The organism is Streptomyces sp. Pv4-95 (assembly GCF_045782725.1).
Classification (GTDB): Bacteria; Actinomycetota; Actinomycetes; order Streptomycetales; family Streptomycetaceae; genus Streptomyces.
Map to the genome: position 1 here is coordinate 2,483,299 of NZ_CP127172.1, position 17,026 is coordinate 2,500,324.

The window sequence follows — 17,026 nt, forward strand, 5'->3', positions numbered from 1 at the left end:
CCCTGTGGCAGGGGCGCGCGCCGGACGCACACAGCAGCGGCTTATTCTTCCACGCCGTCACTCGAACGCCCAAATCGGCCGTCGTCGCGGACGGACCAGCCCAGGGCGGCGAGGATCGCGCGGTCGTGCTTGTCGAACGCCGAGGGGTCGGCGCGCTCGATCAGATCGGGGCGGTTGCGGTCGGTGCGGCGGAATGCCTCGTCGCGTCGCCAGCGGGCGATCTTGCCGTGGTGTCCGCTGACCAGGACATCGGGGATGCCGTGACCGCGCCACTCCGGGGGCTTGGTGTAGACGGGGCCTTCCAGGAGGTCGGCCATCGCTCCGGGGGCGAAGGAGTCGTCCTGGTGGGAGGCGGCGTTGCCGAGGACGCCGGGCAGCAGGCGGGCGACCGCCTCGACCATGACCAGGACCGGGGCCTCGCCGCCGGCCAGGACGTAGTCGCCGATGGAGACCTCGCGGACGTCGAGGCGGGAGCCGTACTCCTCGATGACGCGGCGGTCGATGCCTTCGTAGCGAGCCGGGGTGAACACCAGCCAGGGCTTGGCGGAGAGTTCGACGGCGAGCTGCTGGGTGAAGGGCTCCCCGCTGGGGGTGGGCACGACGATCACCGGTTCGCCGTCTCCGGAGGCGAGCACCTCGTCGAGCGCCTCGCCCCAGGGCTCGGGCTTCATGACCATGCCGGGGCCGCCGCCGTAGGGGGTGTCGTCGACGGTGTTGTGCTTGTCGTGCGCCCAGTCCCGCAGGTCGTGGATGCGGACATCGAGCTGTCCGCGGGCTCGGGCCTTGCCGACGAGGGAGACGTTCAGCGGCTCGAGGTATTCGGGGAAGATCGTGACGACGTCGAGCCGCATCAGGTGTCCTCGCGGCCGGTGGCGACCTCGGCCTGACTGTCGTCGAGGAGGCCGGGCGGCGGGTCGATGACGGCGCGCTGCTCCTCCAGGTCGATCTCCGGCACGATCTCGCTGACGAACGGGATCATGACGTCGCTGCCGTCGGGCCGCTTGACGATCAGCAGGTCCTGGTACGGCAGGTGGGAGACCTCGGAGATGCGGCCGACGGCCGTGCCGTCGCGGGTGACGACGTCGAGGTCGATGAGCTGGTGGTCGTAGAACTCCTCGGGGTCCTCGGGGACTTCCTCGGGGTCGACCTCCGCGATCAGCAGGGTGTTGCGCAGCGCTTCGGCGGCCGTGCGGTCCTGGACGCCCTCGAAGCGCAGCAGCAGCCGGCCGCTGTGGACCCGGCCGGTCGCGATGGTGAGCGGTCCCACGGACGAGGGTTCCGTGGCGAGGACGGCTCCGGGTGCGAGCCGCAGCTCGGGCTCGTCGGTGCGCACCTCTACGGTGACCTCACCCTTGATGCCGTGGGCGCGGCCGATCCGTGCGACTACCAGCTGCACTATGGCTTTCCTTTTCTCATGCGGCGACGACAACGGGCCGGGGTGGGCCGTAGCCCTCCCCGGCCCGTGCCGGTGAATCGATGCTCAGTGGACCTGGTCCACGTCGACGAGGTCGACGCGGATGCCTCGGCCACCGATGGCGCCCACGACGGTCCGCAGCGCGCGGGCGGTACGGCCGTTGCGGCCGATCACCTTGCCGAGGTCGTCGGGGTGGACCCGTACCTCGAGCACGCGCCCGCGGCGCAGGGTGCGCGAGGCTACCTGCACGTCATCGGGGTTGTCGACGATGCCCTTGACGAGGTGCTCGAGGGCCTCCTCGAGCATGCTCAGGCCTCGGTCGACTCGGAGGTGGACTCGGCCTCAGCAGCCTCGTCCGCCTTCTTGTCAGCCTTCTTCGCCTTCGGGGTGATGGCCTCACCCTTGGGCTCGTCGCCGGAAGCCTTGGCAGCGGCCTCGAAGAGGGCGCGCTTGTCGGCCTTCGGCTCGGCGACCTTCATGGGCGCCGGGGCGGGCAGGCCCTTGAACTTCTGCCAGTCGCCGGTGACCTTGAGGATGGCCATGACGGGCTCGGTCGGCTGCGCGCCGACACCCAGCCAGTACTGGACACGCTCGGAGTCGACCTCGATGCGCGAGGGGTTCTGCACCGGGTGGTACAGGCCGATCTCCTCGATGGCCCGGCCGTCACGGCGGGTACGGGAGTCGGCGATGACGATGCGGTAGTGAGGCGCGCGGATCTTGCCCAGACGCTTCAGCTTGATCTTGACTGCCACGGAAGTGGTGTCTCCTGGTCTTGACGTGGTTGGGCACAACGGGATGCCACGTGGGGTTGCGGTACTCGGTATGCCCGATGGACGCGTCAGCCGGAGGAGAGAGGGGTCCTGTGCGACTGTCGAGTACAGCTAGCCATTGTGCCACACGCCCCGGGGTCAGCCGACCGCGGCCACCTCGGGGATACGGAAGGGCTTGCCGCAGCCGCCGCACACGATCGGCGCCTGGGCGAGAACCGAGGGGACGACCCGGACATTGCGTCCGCAGTCGCAGACGGCCTTGACGCGGACACCGCCTCCGGAGGAGCCGTGCCGGGCCGCGGGGCCGCGGAAACTGCGGGTGGTGTCGGTGGCCGTGGCGGCGGTGTGCGCCTTGAGGGCCCTGGCCAGTCGTTCGATGGTGGGGCGGTAGCGCCTTCTTGCTTCGGGGTTGAGCGTGACCAGGGAGAAGCCGCTGCTGGGATGCGGCTCGTCGACGTGGTCCAGGCCCAGCTCCTCCGCGATCGTCAGGAACCTGCGGTTGTGGTAGCGGCCTGCGCGGGAGGTGTCGCGGATGCCGCGGGCGGCGGCGATGCCGTGGACTGCCTCGTGGAGCAGCCGTTCGAAGGAGAGCTCCGCGCCACAGGCGGACGAGGACTCCCCGATGAGGGATTCGGGCGCGGCCAGATCCGGCAGCTCGGGGTGGTGCCGTTGAATATCGGCCCACGCGAGCGCCAGTTCGGCGGCGAGAACAGGCGGTGTCGTGCTCACGTCGTGACAACGAGCCGGGGAGGTCCAGTGTTCCGATTCCGGGGCATCCCAAATAATTTGCACGTACCAGTCAGTTTCTGGTCATGGGTTATGCCGAGGGCCGGGTGCGCCGATCTGCGGAGAAGGCGCCCAGCGGCTACCAAGCCGGTACGTACCCCCGCGTACGCCGCACGGCGTAGTGCGGTCGTATGCCCGGACGGCGAGCACGGCCGCGATGGTACGGGTGATCTCCCGTGTCCGCGCGGCCGGCCCCGGGGGCGTGTTCTGCCGTGCGCCGTCGCGGACCGGGACCGTGTGCCCCACCGTAGGGGTACTCGGCTCGGGGTTCTGCTGCGGGAGGCGCAGGTGGCGGTCCTGCCGTGGCGAAACCCGGCGCGCCGGGGCACCCTGGAACGGCGCTCCAGGGAGCGGGCCCGGCGCATACGGGGGCGCGCGGGAGACAACCCCGGCGCAACCCCTGGACGGCCGGACGGATGCGCAGTTGTCTGGAACTCGGGGGCGCACAACGCGCGAAAACGGGGGCGATCGGCACTGAACAGCTTCGGGTTCTCGGCGAATAGGGGCGCATTCGATGTCACCCACGCTCGTACGGCACGACCTTCCGAACTCCGGTCCCATGGGATCCGATGACCTTCCCGCACCGACCGGCACCAAGGCGCGCGCCCGTGACTGGGCCGAGATTCAAGAACGCATGCTGGTGCCGCTGTACGAAGCCGCTTACGACCGCCTGGGGGTCGGTTCCGGCACCCGGCTGCTGGGGCTGGGTTGCGGTTCCGGTCTGGCGCTGTTGCTCGCCGCGGGGCGTGGGGCGCAGGTCAGCGGTGTCGATTCGGACGAGTGCCGGCTGGAGCTGGCCCGTGAGCGGCTCACGCCGGACGGTATGCCGGAGGTCACCCGGCTGGTCAGCGGCGGCCTGGAGGACGCGGCGGTGGACGCGGCGCCGTTCAATGTGGTGACGGCGTTCCATCCGGTGGGCTGTGTCAGCACCGTGCAGGGGCTGACGGATTCGTTGACGGCGGCGGCCGGGCTGGCGGAGCGCGGCAGCGCGATCGTGCTGGGCGGCTGGGGGCCGGAGGAGCGGTGTGCGACGGCCGGGGTGCTGCGGGTGGCGCAGCGGCTGGCCGAGCCGTTGTTGCGGGCGGCGGGCGGCTGGCGGCCCAGCCGCCGGGACGATCTGGAGGATCTGGCGGAGCGGGCGGGGCTGCGGCCGGACGGTTCGGGCCGGGTGGCCTGCCCGTTCGGGTACGCGGATCTGGCGAGTGCGGTGCGCGGGTTGCTGTCGACGGGGCTCTTCGACGCGGCGTTGGAGGTCACCGAGCAGCGGCTGGTGGAGAAGGAGTTGACGGAGGCGCTGCATCCGTATCAGCGGGCGGACCGGACGGTCTGGATGCCGAATGTGTTCCGGTATCTGATCGCGCGGACGCAGTAGCGGCCGGAGGGTTCGGCGGAGGGCGCCGCCGGACGGCTGCCGTGCATGCGCGAGCCCCCGGTCGCCTGGAGGTGGCCGGGGGCTCGCGGATGGCAGGGACCGGGGTCAGCCCATGAACTTCTTGAATTCCTCGGGGAGTTCGAAGTCCTTCTGGTCCTGGCCGCCCTGGGGCAGGCCCAGCGGGTTGCCGGACTGGGCGGCCTCGCGGCGGGCCGCCGCGGCCTCCTCGTCGGCCTTGCGCTTCATCGGGTTACCGCTCTTGCGCTTGCCCTTGGCCTGCTTGACCTGCTTCTTCTTCTTGGCGCCGCCGCCACCCATGCCGGGCATCCCGGGCATGCCCGGCATGCCGCCGCCCTGGGCCATCTTCGACATCATCTTGCGGGCGTCGAAGAAGCGCTCGACGAGGTTCTTGACGGCGCTGACGTCGACACCGGAGCCCTTGGCGATACGGGCGCGGCGGGAGCCGTTGATGATGGTCGGTTCGTGCCGCTCGGCGGGCGTCATCGACTTGATGATGGCGGCCGTGCGGTCGACCTCGCGCTCGTCGAGGTTGTTGATCTGGTCCTTCATCTGACCCATGCCGGGCAGCATGCCGAGCAGCTTGGAGATGGAGCCCATCTTGCGGACCTGTTCCATCTGGGCCAGGAAGTCGTCGAGGGTGAACTCCTTGGGGCCCTTTTGGAGTTTGGCCGCCATCTTCTCGGCCTCGGCCTGGCTGAAGGTCTGCTCGGCCTTCTCGATGAGCGAGAGCATGTCGCCCATGCCGAGGATGCGGGACGCCATGCGGTCCGGGTGGAACGCGTCGAAGTCGTCCAGCTTCTCGCCGTTGGAGGCGAACATGATCTGCTTGCCGGTGACATGCGCGATGGAGAGCGCCGCGCCACCGCGGGCGTCGCCGTCGAGCTTGGAGAGCACCACGCCGTCGAAGCCGACGCCGTCGCGGAACGCCTCGGCGGTGTTGACGGCGTCCTGGCCGATCATCGCGTCGACGACGAAGAGGACCTCGTCGGGGCTGACCGCGTCGCGGATGTCCGCGGCCTGCTGCATCAGCTCCTGGTCGATGCCCAGGCGGCCGGCGGTGTCGACGATGACGACGTCGTGCTGCTTGCCGCGGGCGAACTCGATGGAGTCCTGGGCGACCTTGACGGGGTCGCCGACGCCGTTGCCCGGTTCGGGCGCGTAGATCGCGACGCCGGCGCGCTCGGCGACGACGGAGAGCTGGTTGACGGCGTTGGGGCGCTGGAGGTCACAGGCGACGAGCAGCGGCGCGTGGCCCTGGCCCTTGAGCCAGCGTCCGAGCTTGCCGGCGAGGGTGGTCTTACCGGCGCCCTGGAGGCCGGCCAGCATGATGACGGTCGGCGGGGTCTTGGCGAAGCGCAGCCGGCGGGTCTCGCCGCCGAGGATGCCGACGAGCTCCTCGTTGACGATCTTGATGACCTGCTGGGCGGGGTTCAGCGCCTGGGAGACCTCGGCACCGTTCGCGCGCTCCTTGACCTGCTTGATGAAGGCGCGGACGACGGGCAGCGCGACGTCGGCCTCGAGGAGGGCGATACGGATCTCGCGCGCCGTGGCGTCGATGTCCGCCTCGGAGAGGCGGCCCTTGCCCCGGAGGTTTTTGAAGGTACTCGCCAAGCGGTCGGAAAGCGTATCGAACACGGCGGTCGTCGATCCTCGGGGTCGGGGGCGGAGGCAATCGCCTCCTAGGGTATCCGGCCCGGCAAGCGGGCCACCCCTGCCCGCCGGTAGCGGGGGCCGGCGGGCGGGCGCGGGCGTGGTGGCCCGGGTCACTCAAGGGCGGTCTGTACGGCGCGGGCGACGGCTGTGGCCCGGTCCGGGGGCAGGGGGTCGCCCTTGGTGTCGGTGACGTAGAACGCGTCGACGGCGTTGGCGCCGAGGGTGCTGACGTGGGCGCTGCGGACGGTGACGCCGGCGTCCTCCAGGGCGCGGCCGATGCGGTGCAGCAGGCCGTGGGCGTCCTGGGCGCGGACCTCGATGACGGTGGCGGTGCGGGAGCTGCCCGCAGGGACGGTGACGCGGGGTGGCGGGGCGAGGACGGCGCGCGAGCGCCGGGCGTAGGCGCGTTCGCGTTCGGCGAGACGGGCGGGGATGTCGAGGGAGCCGTCCAGGGCGCGGATCAGGTCGGCGCGGAGCAGTACGGCCTGGGGCAGGGAGCCGTATTCGGCGGCGACCCGCCAGCTGAGGAGGAGAACCGGGCCCTGGCCGATGGGGTCGAGGACGCGCAGGTCGGCGGCGCGGACGGTGAGGCGGTGCAGGGCCAGGACGCCGGCCGCGGCGGGGAGGACGCCGGGTTGGTCGGGGACGGCGATGAGGAGTTCGACGCCGACCGGCTCCTGGCCGTCCTCGGGCAGTTCGGCGCCTTCGGTGTCGGCCGGGGCCTCGCTGCGGGCGTGCAGGGCCAGGACGGGGCCGCCGGTTCGGCCGGCCTCTATGGCCAGCCGCTCTTCCTCGGCGGTCGGCTCGTCGGCGCCGCGGTTGTCCGGTGCTTCTTCGCCCGCGAGCTGTGCGGCGACGCGTTTGACGAGGTCGGTGACGAGTCCGTCGCGCCAGGTGCTCCAGGCCGCGGGGCCGGTGGCGAGCGCGTCGGCCTCGGTCAGGGCGTGCAGCAGTTCGAGGGTGCCGGCGTTGCCGACGGCGTCGGCGACGGCTGCGACGGTCGCGGGGTCGTCCAGGTCGCGGCGGGTGGCGGTCTCGATGAGCAGCAGGTGGTGGCGGACGAGTGTGGCGATCACGGTGACGTCGCGGGTGTCGAAGCCGAGCCGGGTGGCCACGTCGCGGGCGATGGTCTCGCCTGCCACGGAGTGGTCGCCGGGCCAGCCCTTGCCGATGTCATGCAGCAGCGCGGCGACGAGGAGCAGGTCGGGGCGGTGCACGCGCCGGGTGAGGGCGGCGGCTCGTACGGCGGTCTCGACGAGGTGGCGGTCGACGGTCCAGGTGTGCACGGCGTTGCGCTGGGGGCGGCAGCGGACGCGTTCCCAGTCGGGCAGCAGCCGGGTGATGAGGCCCTCGGCTTCGAGGGACTCCCATACGGGCACGGTGTGGGCGCCCGCGCCGAGGAGGGTCACCAGCTGTTCGCGGGCTTCGGCGGGCCACGGTACGGGCAGGGGCCGGGCGGCGGACGCCAGCCGGCGTACCGCGTGCATCGACAGGGGCAGGCCGGCCTGTGCGGCGGCGGCCGCGGCGCGCAGGGCCAGGGCGGGGTCGCGTTCGGGGCGGGCGGTGCGGGCCAGTACGGCTTCGCCCTCGTGCTCGACGACGCCTTCGGCGAGGGGGGAGCGTTCGCCCTTGCCGGGGGTGCGGCTCGACAGGAGGCCGCGGAAGAGGGGTTTGACGGACCGGGCGCGCAGGACCCGGCCGACCTCGCGCCAGGTGACGTCGCCGGCGTAGGAGAGGGTGCGGGCCGATTCGTAGACCTCGCGCAGCAGGGTGTCGGCGTCGAGGAGGCCGAGGGACGCGGCGACCTGGTCCTGTTCCTGGAGGGAGAGCCGGTCGGTGGCGCGTCCGGTCACCAGGTGGAGGGCGTCGCGGGTGTCGAGGAGCCGGGTGCGGGCGGCTTCCAGGCCGCCGCGTGGGGCGTCGGCGAGCCAGGAGGCGGCGACGGCCCGCAGGGCGGTGGCGTCGCGCAGTCCGCCGCGGGCTTCCTTGATGTCGGGTTCGAGGAGGTATTGCAGTTCGCCCTGCCGGTCGGCGCGTTCCTGGCACAGCTCGTGGAGTTCGGGCAGCCGCTTGGGTGCGCTCGCGCGCCAGTCGGCGTAGGCGGCGGTGCGCAGTCCGGAGGTGAGGTCGGGGTCGCCGGCCAGGTGGCGGGCGTCGAGCAGGCCGAGCTGCACCTTGAGGTCGTCGCGGGCGGCCTTGCGGGCCTCGGCGGGGGTGCGTACGGAGTGGTCGAGGTCGAGGCCGAGATCCCAGACGGGGTACCAGAGGAGGTCGGCGAGGGCGGCGACGGCGGGGGTGCCGGCGCGGCCGTCGTGCAGCAGCAGGAGATCGAGGTCGCTGCGGGGGGAGAGTTCGCCGCGGCCGTAGCCGCCGACGGCGACGAGGGCGGCACCCTGGACGCCGGAGGTGTGGACGGCGCCGTCGAAGAGTTCGGTGAGCCAGTCGTCGGTGAGCCGGGCGAGGGCGGCGCGGCGGTCGGGTCCGGTGGCTGCGTCGTCCTGGAGGAGCCTGCGCCGGGCAGCGGGGTAGCCGCCTTCGGTGCCGGTGGCGGGGTCGGTCTCCGGGGCGGTGTGCGGGTCCGGCGTGCGGGCCGGTCCTGCCGTGTCCTCGACGCTGTCGGTCAACTCGGGCGCTCCTTGGTCGTGTTGTCCCCCGCTGCCGCCGGGCCCCGTTCTTCAGTCTGGGCCGGGGCGGAGCCTGCGGCCATTCGCCGCGCGGGCCGCTCCGCCCGCGCGCCGGGCGGTTCCCCCGGGAGTGCCCCGGCTCCGGCTCCGGCGGCGGGTGCCGCGCGGAGGCCGGAGCCGGAGCCGCGTACCGGTTCCCGGTGTCGGCGGCCGCGTCCCCGGGGTGTGGACGGCGGCGCGTGGATCGTGCGGGTGGTCAGAGCGCGTCGGGGCCGCGCTCGCCGGTCCGTACCCGGACGGCCTCGTCGACGGGGACGCTCCACACCTTGCCGTCGCCGATCTTGCCGGTGCGGGCCGCGTTGACCACGACCTCGACAACCTCTTCGGCGTCCGCGTCGTCGACGAGTACCTCGACGCGGACCTTGGGCACCAGGTCGACGGTGTACTCCGCGCCGCGGTACACCTCCGTGTGCCCGCGCTGCCGCCCGTAACCGCTGGCTTCGGTGACGGTCAGGCCGTGCACGCCGAATGCCTGCAGGGCGTCCTTCACCTCGTCGAGCCGGTGCGGCTTGATTACTGCCGTGATGAGCTTCACGCGTCCACCTTCTTTGTCAGGGCCTCGCCGAGTGCCGGGCCCTTACGGGCCACCGTGCCACCGCCCGCGCCGGTGAAGTCGTACGCCGTTTCGGCGTGCGCGGCCTGGTCGACGCCGGCCATCTCCTCGTCCTCGCTGACCCGGAAGCCCATCACCAGGTCGATGACCTTGGCAAGGACGAACGAGACGACGAGGGAGTACAGCAGCACGCAGACCACGCCGATCGTCTGCTTGCCGAGTTGTTCGAAACCGCCGCCGTAGAAGAGGCCCTTGGCGTCGCTCTGCACACCGCCGGTGGCGAACAGGCCGACCAGCAGGGAGCCGGCGACACCGCCAACGAGGTGTACTCCGATGACGTCCAGCGAGTCGTCGTAGCCGAGCTTGTACTTCAGGCCGACGGCCATGGCGCACAGCACACCGGCGATGACGCCGACCGCGATGGCGCCGAGGGGGCTGACGGCGCCGCAGGCCGGGGTGATGGCGACGAGTCCGGCGACCGCGCCGGAGGCGGCGCCCAGGGTGGTGAAGGAGCCGTGGCGCAGCTTTTCGTAGGCGAGCCAGCCGAGCATCGCGGCGGCGGTGGCGACCTGCGTGTTGACGAAGGCGACCGCGCCGATGCCGTCGTCGTTGCCGAGCCAGGAGCCGGCGTTGAAGCCGAACCAGCCGAACCACAGCAGGCCGGCGCCGAGCATCACCAGGGGGAGGCTGTGCGGCCGCATCGGGTCCTTCTTGAAGCCGATGCGCTTGCCGACGACGAGGATCACGCCGAGCGCCGCGGCACCGGCGTTGATGTGCACGGCCGTGCCGCCCGCGAAGTCGATGACGCCCAGGTCGAAGAGCCAGCCGCCCTCGGCCCACACCCAGTGGGCGACGGGGAAGTAGACGATGGTGACCCACAGGGCGATGAACAGGGCCCAGGCGGTGAACTTCACCCGGTCGGCCAGCGCACCGCTGATCAGCGCGGGCGTGATGATCGCGAACATCAGCTGGAAGACCGCGAAGACATAGACCGGGATGGTGGTGGCGCCCCACAGTTCGGTCAGGCCGATCCCGCTGAGACCGGCGTAGTCGCCGTTCCAGCCGATGAAGCCGCCGCTGTCGGTGCCGAAGGCCAGTCCGAAGCCGTAGAGGACCCAAAGAATCGTCACGATGCCCAAACTGATGAAGCTCATCATCAGCATGTTGAGCACGCTCTTGACCCGGACCATGCCGCCGTAGAAGAAGGCGAGGGCCGGGGTCATGATCATCACCAGTGCGGAGCAGATCAGCATGAACCCGGTGTTGGCCGGGCTCAGTGTGACCTTGTCTGCTGCGAGCGTCAGGATGCCTGGGGGCATCGGCGTCTCCTCGTCGTCGATGCGGCCCGTGCGGGCGAAACTTTGGTGGGCCGACTTCGCCATGAGGTTGTCGCAGCGTGGTTTCGGCCAAACCTTGTCGGTGTTTCACCGCAGTGACGAAGACGGCCCCTGTGTTACGCCCCGATGAACGGCGAGATCATTGCCTCCCCCACCCGTTCAAGGCGCCGAAACCGGTCACCGACGACGCCGGAAAAAGGGCCCGGCCACGGCTGCCACCCGCGTGACCTGGCATGGGGGAGCCGAGTCGGGCTGTACGGGGTGGTGGGCCGTGGCCGGGGTCCGGGGGCTGCCCTCAGACGGCCTCCGCCGCGGTCTCGGGCAGCTGGCGGGAGAGCTCCTCGGTCAGCTGGATCACCTCGGCGACGCCTTCGAACTCCCTGGCCGCGGTGTCCACCGTCTTGCGCAACCGGGTGTTGACCCGCTCGGAGCGGACCTGCCGGGCGAACGGGATCGCCTGCTGGGCCATCGCGGCGCAGGCCTCCGGCTCCTTCTGCAGCAGCCGGACGGTGGCCATCCCGATCAGGTTCAGCGCATACGAACGCTGGTGCTCGGCGTCCTGACCGAACAGCTCGACGGCGCGCTCCATGACGGGCTCGGCCAGGGAGGCGTAGGTGGGGCTGCGGCCGGCGACGTAGGCGAGGTCCCGGTAGGAGTGGGCGTTCTCGGCGTTCAGTTCGGCCTCGGAGAAGAAGCGGATCCAGTCCGGCTCGGGCTCACCGGGCATCGCGTCGGAGAAGGTGTCCTCGGCCATCCGGACCGCGCGCTTGACCTTGCTGGGCTGGCCCATGCCGGCGTACGCGCGCGCCTCCATCGCATACAACATCGCCTGGGTGCGCGCGGTGGCCGTGTCCCGGCTGCCGTACTGCGCGAGATGGATCAGCTCCAGGGCGTCGTCCGGCCGGCCGAGGTGGATCATCTGGCGGCTCATGCTGGAGAGGATGTACGAGCCCAGGGGGCGGTCGCCGGCCTCCTTGGAGGCGTGCAGGGCCAGCACGAAGTACTTCTGCGCGGTCGGCTGGAGCCCGATGTCGTAGCTCATCCACCCGGCCAGTTCGGCGAGTTCGGCGGCGACCTTGAACAGCCGCCTGGAGACCGGCTCGGGCTGTGGCTCCTGGAGGAGGTCGGTGACCTCGTGCAGCTGGCCGACCACCGCCTTGCGGCGCAGGCCGCCTCCGCACTGCGCGTCCCACTGGCGGAACATCGCGGTCGTCGACTCCAGCAGGTCGAGCTCCGGCTGCGACAGCCGGGCGGGCCGCCGGGGGCGGTCCTGCTGCGGCGCCGCGCCGCCCTGCCCCGCGGGCACCGGCACCAGCCAGCGCTGCATCGGCTCGATGAGGGTGGGGCCCGCGGCCAGCGCCAGCGAGGTGCCCAGGAAGCCTCGGCGCGCCAGCATCAGGTCACTGCGCGAGAACTCACTGATGAGGCTGACCGTTTGCGGCCCGGCCCACGGCAGGTCCACCCCGGAGACGGACGGGGACTGGTGCGCGGAGCGCAGCCCCAGCTCCTCGACGCCGACCACGCAGCCGAAGCGCTCCGAGAAGAGTTCGGAGAGGATCCGCGGGATGGGCTCGCGGGGCTGTTCGCCGTCCAGCCAGCGGCGGACCCGGGAGGTGTCGGTGCTGATGTGGTGGGCGCCCATCTGTCGCGCCCGGCGGTTGACCTGTCGTGCGAGCTCTCCCTTGGACCAACCGCTGCGCACGAACCACGAGCCCAACTGCGCGTTGGGACGTTTGACGGTGTCGGTGCCGCCTGTACCGCCGGATCCGGCGGTGCCGCCGTCGCCCACTGGAACGCCCCCACTCCGATAGTCGCCTCGTCGCGAACCACCCACAGCATGCCGCCTGTTGCGACGCCTGTCCGGGGTACATCTACCCGAGCACGGTTTCCGGCCACACCTCCGGCCGGTGCGGGAACGGTGAATTGCCACCGGCATACCCGTGCGAACGATGCCTCTCCGGGGTTCGTGCACCGAAAGTAATCCTACGATCACGCCCCTCGCGAGGGCGATCGGGGAAACGCCACCATTCGCCACCCCTTCGAATGAACTCCCCGACGGGCTCTCACGATTGACTTGACACGGGTTGAACAGGGCCGGTTGGAGCGGGGCGCGGGAGGGTGTGCGCACCGCGCCGCACCACCCCGTGCACCCCACCGCACCAACGGCACCGCGGACCGTCGACGGAGCGTCACGACTCCACCGCCGGCCGCCGCCTCGTAACCACAGACACGCACCACCCGTTGGAGGGGGCATGGGCTTCACGATCGCCGGCATCCGGGAGATTCGATCCGGCTCGCGACGCCGCGCCCGCTCGTCCGAGAGCACGGCCGTGGCGGAATACACCGGGCTGTGGGGCTGGGCCGTCGTCCCGGGAGCCCGCGCGGCACGCGCCGGCGGCGGACGTACGGACTGCTCGTGCGGCGTCGCCGACTGCCCCTCCCCCGGTGCCCATCCGCTGGACTTCGGCCGGGAGCTGGCGGCCGGGGCGACGCTGGAGGAGGCCGCCGCGGCCTGGGCGGAGACACCGGGCGCCGCCGTGCTTCTCCCGGTGGGCAAGTCGTTCGACATCCTCGACGTGCCGGAGGCCGCGGGCCGCGTCGCCGTGGCGCGCCTGGAGCGGATGGGGCTGCCGCTCGGCCCGGTCGCGGTCACCCCGACGGGCCGCGCGCTGTTCTTCGTCGCTCCGGGGGCCGCGGCCGAGCTGCCCGACCTGCTCTACCGGATGGGCTGGGACGACGCCGACCTCGACCTGCGGCCGTTGGGCGCAGGCGACCACGTCACCGCGCCCCCTTCGGACCTCGGCGGCCACGGCCCGATGCGCTGGCTGCGCCCGCCGTGCCTGGACACCGCGGGCCGCCCGCCCCAGGCCCGTCTCCTGCTGGGCACCCTCGCCTACGTGTGCAACCGCTCCGGCGCCTGATCCCTGCCCCGTTGCACCGAAAGGCCCGTGGTCCGTGCGGGCTGCGCTGCCGGTGGCCGACGCCCGCCCGGACGAGGTGGCCGAAATTGTGCGGCGGCCCCCGGTGCCCGCGAGGAGCGGGTGCCGGGGGCCGAGGACGGGCGCGGGGGCCGCGGGTGGGCGGCCGGCGCGGCGGCGTCAGTCGAGCAGGGCGTCGACGAACGCCTCGGGCTCGAAGGGCGCGAGGTCGTCCGCACCCTCGCCCAGGCCCACCAGCTTGACCGGTACGCCCAGCTCGCGCTGGACGGCGACGATGATGCCGCCCTTGGCGGTGCCGTCGAGCTTGGTGAGCACCACGCCGGTGATGTCCACGACCTCGGCGAAGACCCGCGCCTGGACCAGGCCGTTCTGGCCGGTGGTGGCGTCCAGGACGAGCAGCACCTCGCCGACCGGGCCGTGCTTCTCGACGACGCGCTTGACCTTGCCGAGCTCGTCCATCAGACCGGTCTTGGTGTGCAGCCGTCCCGCGGTGTCGATGAGGACGACGTCGGCGACCTCGGCGATGCCTTCCTTCACGGCGTCGTAGGCCACCGATGCCGGGTCGCCGGCCTCCGGGCCGCGGACCGTACGGGCACCGACCCGCTCGCCCCAGGTCTGCAGCTGGTCGGCGGCTGCGGCGCGGAAGGTGTCGGCCGCGCCGAGGACCACGGACTTGCCGTCGGCGATCAGGACGCGGGCGAGCTTGCCGGTGGTCGTGGTCTTGCCGGTGCCGTTGACGCCGACGACCATGACGACGCCCGGGATCTCCTCGCCGCCGTTGCCGATGGCGTTGTCGGTGTGCACCGAGCGGTCGGCGTCGGTGCCGATGAGGGTGAGCAGTTCCTCGCGCAGCAGCGCGCGCAGCTCCTCGGGGGTACGGGTGCCGAGGACCCTGACGCGCTCGCGGAGCCGTTCGACCAGTTCCTGGGTGGGCGCGACGCCGACGTCGGCGGTCAGCAGGGTGTCCTCGATCTCCTCCCAGGTGTCCTCGTCGAGGTGTTCGCGGGAGAGCAGGGTCAGCAGGCCCTTGCCCAGGGTGTTCTGCGAGCGGGAGAGCCGGGCGCGCAGGCGCACCAGTCGGCCCGCGGTCGGCTCGGGGACCTCGATGGCCGGGGCGGCGGGCGCCTCGGGGGCCGCGACCGGCGCCTCGGCCGTCGGCAGTCCGACCTCTTCGATGGTGCGACGCTCTTCGTCGCTGGGGGTCTCGGCCTCCTCACCGACCTGCGGCTCTGCGGGAGGCGCGGTAACGGAGGGCGTGGCAGGGGTGGCCGGCGGGGACGGCGGCAGCTGCTTCTTCTTGCGGCCGCTGACGACGAGCCCGCTGATCGCGCCGAGCACGACCACGGCGATGACTACAGCAAGGATGACGATTTCCATAACCCCTCCAGTATCAGTCACACGCCGCTTCGGGGGACTGCACGCGCCGAACCTGGATGTGCGGTGTCCGGGTTCCCGTTTCCCCCGGGACCGCCCGGGACGCGCCGGAGGGCGAATCCGGATGCCCCAGGCTCTGGTTCCGGGGCTGTGTCGACGGGCAGCGCGGTGGACACGACCGGCCGGAAGCGGACCCCGCGGGCCGGGCCCGGCGGGCATCACGGAGGAGCCTGCGCGAGCCGTCGGCGAGCCCGTGACGAGACCTGCGCCGGTCGCGCCGGTCGACGACCCGGCGAACCTGCTGGAGCGGACCGAGCGCCGGGGCCCAGGCAGGCGGGCCGCGGGTTCCCGTGCCTGATCAGCGGGGTGCGACTGGGTTCTTCGACGAGGATGGGTCCGGCCCGTCCTCGTTGTGGGATCCAAAGGGATGTACGAGCAGAAGTTGGATCAAAGTACGATGGTCCACGGCCACGCAACGCGCGTAGAGTCCTGGCAATCAACCGGCCAGGCACCACAGCCGCTGCCTGCACCTCCTCCCCCCGGGGGTGCCTCCCAGATCCCCCGCGCACGGAGAGACCTGCACCATGGGCACCATGTCCGCTCACGAAACCGAAGGCGCCGTCGAGACACGAGGCATCGAGCCCGTCCCCGACAACGAGCGCCAAGGCCGCGTCCGCGAGCTCTTCCCCACCTGGGTCGCCGCCAACATCAGTGTGCTGTTGCTCACCATGGGCGCCTCGCTCGTGGTCAACAACGCCTTGAACTTCTGGCAGGTCCTGCTGGTGGCCGTGGTCGCCGCGGCCGTCGCCTTCGGCATGGTGGGCGTCCTCTCCGTCTCCGGCAAGTGGGGCGGAGCGCCCGGCGCGATGCTCTCCCGGGCCGCCTTCGGCGTCCGGGGCAACTACTTCCCCGGCGCGATCCTGTGGGTCGCCCGCTTCGGCTGGGAGACGATCAACGCGGTCGCCGGCGCGTACGCGGTGCTGACCGTGCTGCGTCTGCTGTTCGGCGTCGAGAGCAACAACGTCCTCGTCGTCATCACCCTGCTCGCCTTCGTGGCGGTCACGTTCCTGGTGAGCGGCATGGGCCGCAAGGCGCTGAACGTCTGCAACAAGTACTCGACGTACCTCTTCGGCCTGTTCAGCATCATGGTGCTGGTCTACCTGGTGGCCACGATGGACTGGGAGGCCGTCTTCGCCAAGAAGGCAGGCACCACCGCCATGGTGATCGCCGGTATCGGCACGATCGCGGCCGGCGGCATCAGCTGGGTCCCCACCGGACCGGACTTCGCGCGCTACCTCCCGCACTCCGCCTCCGGCAAGAAGATCGTCGGTGCGACGGTTTCCGGCGCGGCCCTGGTGCTGCTCCCCATGGTGCTGATGGGCGGCGTGATGGCCGTCTCCAACCCCAAGCTCGCCGGTCAGAACACCGACCCGATGTCCTTCCTCGGCAACATCCTGCCGACGTGGCTCGCGGTGCCGTACCTGATCACCGCGCTGGTCGGCATGGTGCTGATCAACAGCCTCTCGATGTACTCCGCGGGCTTCACGGCCCAGACGATGGGCGTCAAGCTGCCGCGCGCCATGGCGGTCAGCATCAATGCCGTCATCAGCCTGGTCGGCGGCCTGTTCATGATGCTGGTGGCCAAGGACTTCATCGGGCAGTTCATCGCCTTCCTGACGCTGCTCGCCGTCTCCTTCTCGGCCTGGATCGGCGTCTACGCCGTCGACATGGCCCGCCGGCGCAGGATGGCGGTCCGCTACGACGCCGCCGCCCTGATGGACACCGGCCGCACCAGCCGCTACTGGTACGCCGGCGGCTACTGCTGGCAGGCCATGACGGCCTGGGCGGTCGCGCTCGCCGCGGGCATCTGCTTCACCAAGGTCCAGTGGTTCACCGGCCCGCTGGCCACCACCTGGATCGGCGAGAACGGCCTGGGCTGGGCGGCCACGATCGTGATCGCAGCGGCGGTCTTCGCGGCCCTGCCCACCGCCAAGGAGAACGTCACCCCGGCCGTGCCCGGGGAGCCCGCGTCGCCCCGGCAGCCGGTCGGGGCCCGCTGACCCCGCGCCCGGCCCGGCGGCTCCTCGCGCCGCCGACCTAGTGATCTGACGCTACGTCAGCTA

Annotated in this window: 14 protein-coding genes; 3 read left to right on the top strand and 11 right to left on the bottom strand. The window is 71.7% G+C overall.

Annotated features, from left to right (window positions below):
- Nucleotides 1-41: 41 nt before the first annotated feature.
- The 5 genes from trmD to QOM21_RS10910 form a co-directional block, all read right to left on the bottom strand.
- Entirely contained in the window at nucleotides 42-851 is an 810-nt protein-coding gene (gene trmD, locus QOM21_RS10890; RefSeq protein WP_407549717.1) for a tRNA (guanosine(37)-N1)-methyltransferase TrmD, read from the bottom strand.
- Complete coding sequence (gene rimM, locus QOM21_RS10895) at nucleotides 851-1,396, bottom strand: ribosome maturation factor RimM (protein ID WP_407549719.1); 546 nt, start codon at nucleotides 1,394-1,396, stop codon at nucleotides 851-853. Before rimM ends, trmD begins: the two co-directional genes overlap by 1 nt.
- Nucleotides 1,397-1,480: 84 nt before the next feature.
- Nucleotides 1,481-1,720 carry an RNA-binding protein gene (locus tag QOM21_RS10900; RefSeq protein ID WP_033266910.1) on the bottom strand — a complete coding sequence of 80 codons (240 nt, stop codon included), beginning with the start codon at nucleotides 1,718-1,720 and terminating at the stop codon, nucleotides 1,481-1,483.
- A gap of 2 nt (nucleotides 1,721-1,722) precedes the next feature.
- The gene (rpsP, locus tag QOM21_RS10905) at nucleotides 1,723-2,166 is read right to left on the bottom strand and encodes a 30S ribosomal protein S16 (protein WP_398557210.1); all 444 of its coding nucleotides are present in this window, start codon (nucleotides 2,164-2,166) and stop codon (nucleotides 1,723-1,725) included.
- 156 nt (nucleotides 2,167-2,322) lie between these two features.
- Nucleotides 2,323-2,913, bottom strand: a complete 591-nt coding sequence (locus QOM21_RS10910; protein WP_393895661.1) for a hypothetical protein — start codon at nucleotides 2,911-2,913, stop codon at nucleotides 2,323-2,325.
- Nucleotides 2,914-3,484: 571 nt separating this feature from the next.
- Between QOM21_RS10910 and QOM21_RS10915 the strand changes: the two genes are divergently transcribed.
- Complete coding sequence (locus QOM21_RS10915) at nucleotides 3,485-4,342, top strand: methyltransferase domain-containing protein (RefSeq protein ID WP_407549722.1); 858 nt, start codon at nucleotides 3,485-3,487, stop codon at nucleotides 4,340-4,342.
- Between the two features lie 105 nt (nucleotides 4,343-4,447).
- Here QOM21_RS10915 and ffh read toward each other — a convergent pair whose 3' ends face one another.
- The 5 genes from ffh to QOM21_RS10940 all read right to left on the bottom strand — a co-directional run bounded on the left by ffh (nucleotide 4,448) and on the right by QOM21_RS10940 (nucleotide 12,379).
- Nucleotides 4,448-5,998: a signal recognition particle protein gene (gene ffh / locus QOM21_RS10920; RefSeq protein WP_407549724.1), complete on the bottom strand. Its 1,551-nt coding sequence runs from the start codon at nucleotides 5,996-5,998 to the stop codon at nucleotides 4,448-4,450.
- Nucleotides 5,999-6,126: 128 nt separating this feature from the next.
- Nucleotides 6,127-8,640 carry a [protein-PII] uridylyltransferase gene (locus QOM21_RS10925; protein ID WP_407549726.1) on the bottom strand — a complete coding sequence of 838 codons (2,514 nt, stop codon included), beginning with the start codon at nucleotides 8,638-8,640 and terminating at the stop codon, nucleotides 6,127-6,129.
- A 256-nt stretch (nucleotides 8,641-8,896) separates the two neighbouring features.
- Entirely contained in the window at nucleotides 8,897-9,235 is a 339-nt protein-coding gene (locus tag QOM21_RS10930) for a P-II family nitrogen regulator (protein WP_393895665.1), read from the bottom strand.
- A complete protein-coding gene (locus QOM21_RS10935; protein ID WP_407549728.1) occupies nucleotides 9,232-10,572 on the bottom strand; it encodes an ammonium transporter in 1,341 nt (446 codons plus the stop codon). Before QOM21_RS10935 ends, QOM21_RS10930 begins: the two co-directional genes overlap by 4 nt.
- Nucleotides 10,573-10,885: 313 nt before the next feature.
- A complete protein-coding gene (locus tag QOM21_RS10940; protein WP_407549730.1) occupies nucleotides 10,886-12,379 on the bottom strand; it encodes a hypothetical protein in 1,494 nt (497 codons plus the stop codon).
- Between the two features lie 463 nt (nucleotides 12,380-12,842).
- Here QOM21_RS10940 and QOM21_RS10945 point away from each other — a divergent pair, with 463 nt between their 5' ends.
- A complete protein-coding gene (locus tag QOM21_RS10945; protein WP_407549732.1) occupies nucleotides 12,843-13,511 on the top strand; it encodes a bifunctional DNA primase/polymerase in 669 nt (222 codons plus the stop codon).
- A gap of 177 nt (nucleotides 13,512-13,688) precedes the next feature.
- On the opposite strand, the gene ftsY is transcribed toward QOM21_RS10945, so the two are convergent.
- Nucleotides 13,689-14,906, bottom strand: coding sequence for a signal recognition particle-docking protein FtsY (gene ftsY / locus QOM21_RS10950; RefSeq protein ID WP_407549734.1), 1,218 nt, complete (start codon nucleotides 14,904-14,906; stop codon nucleotides 13,689-13,691).
- A gap of 581 nt (nucleotides 14,907-15,487) precedes the next feature.
- On the opposite strand from ftsY, the gene QOM21_RS10955 reads away from it, so the two are divergent.
- Nucleotides 15,488-16,963, top strand: a complete 1,476-nt coding sequence (locus QOM21_RS10955) for a purine-cytosine permease family protein (protein WP_407549735.1) — start codon at nucleotides 15,488-15,490, stop codon at nucleotides 16,961-16,963.
- Nucleotides 16,964-17,026: the final 63 nt, after the last annotated feature.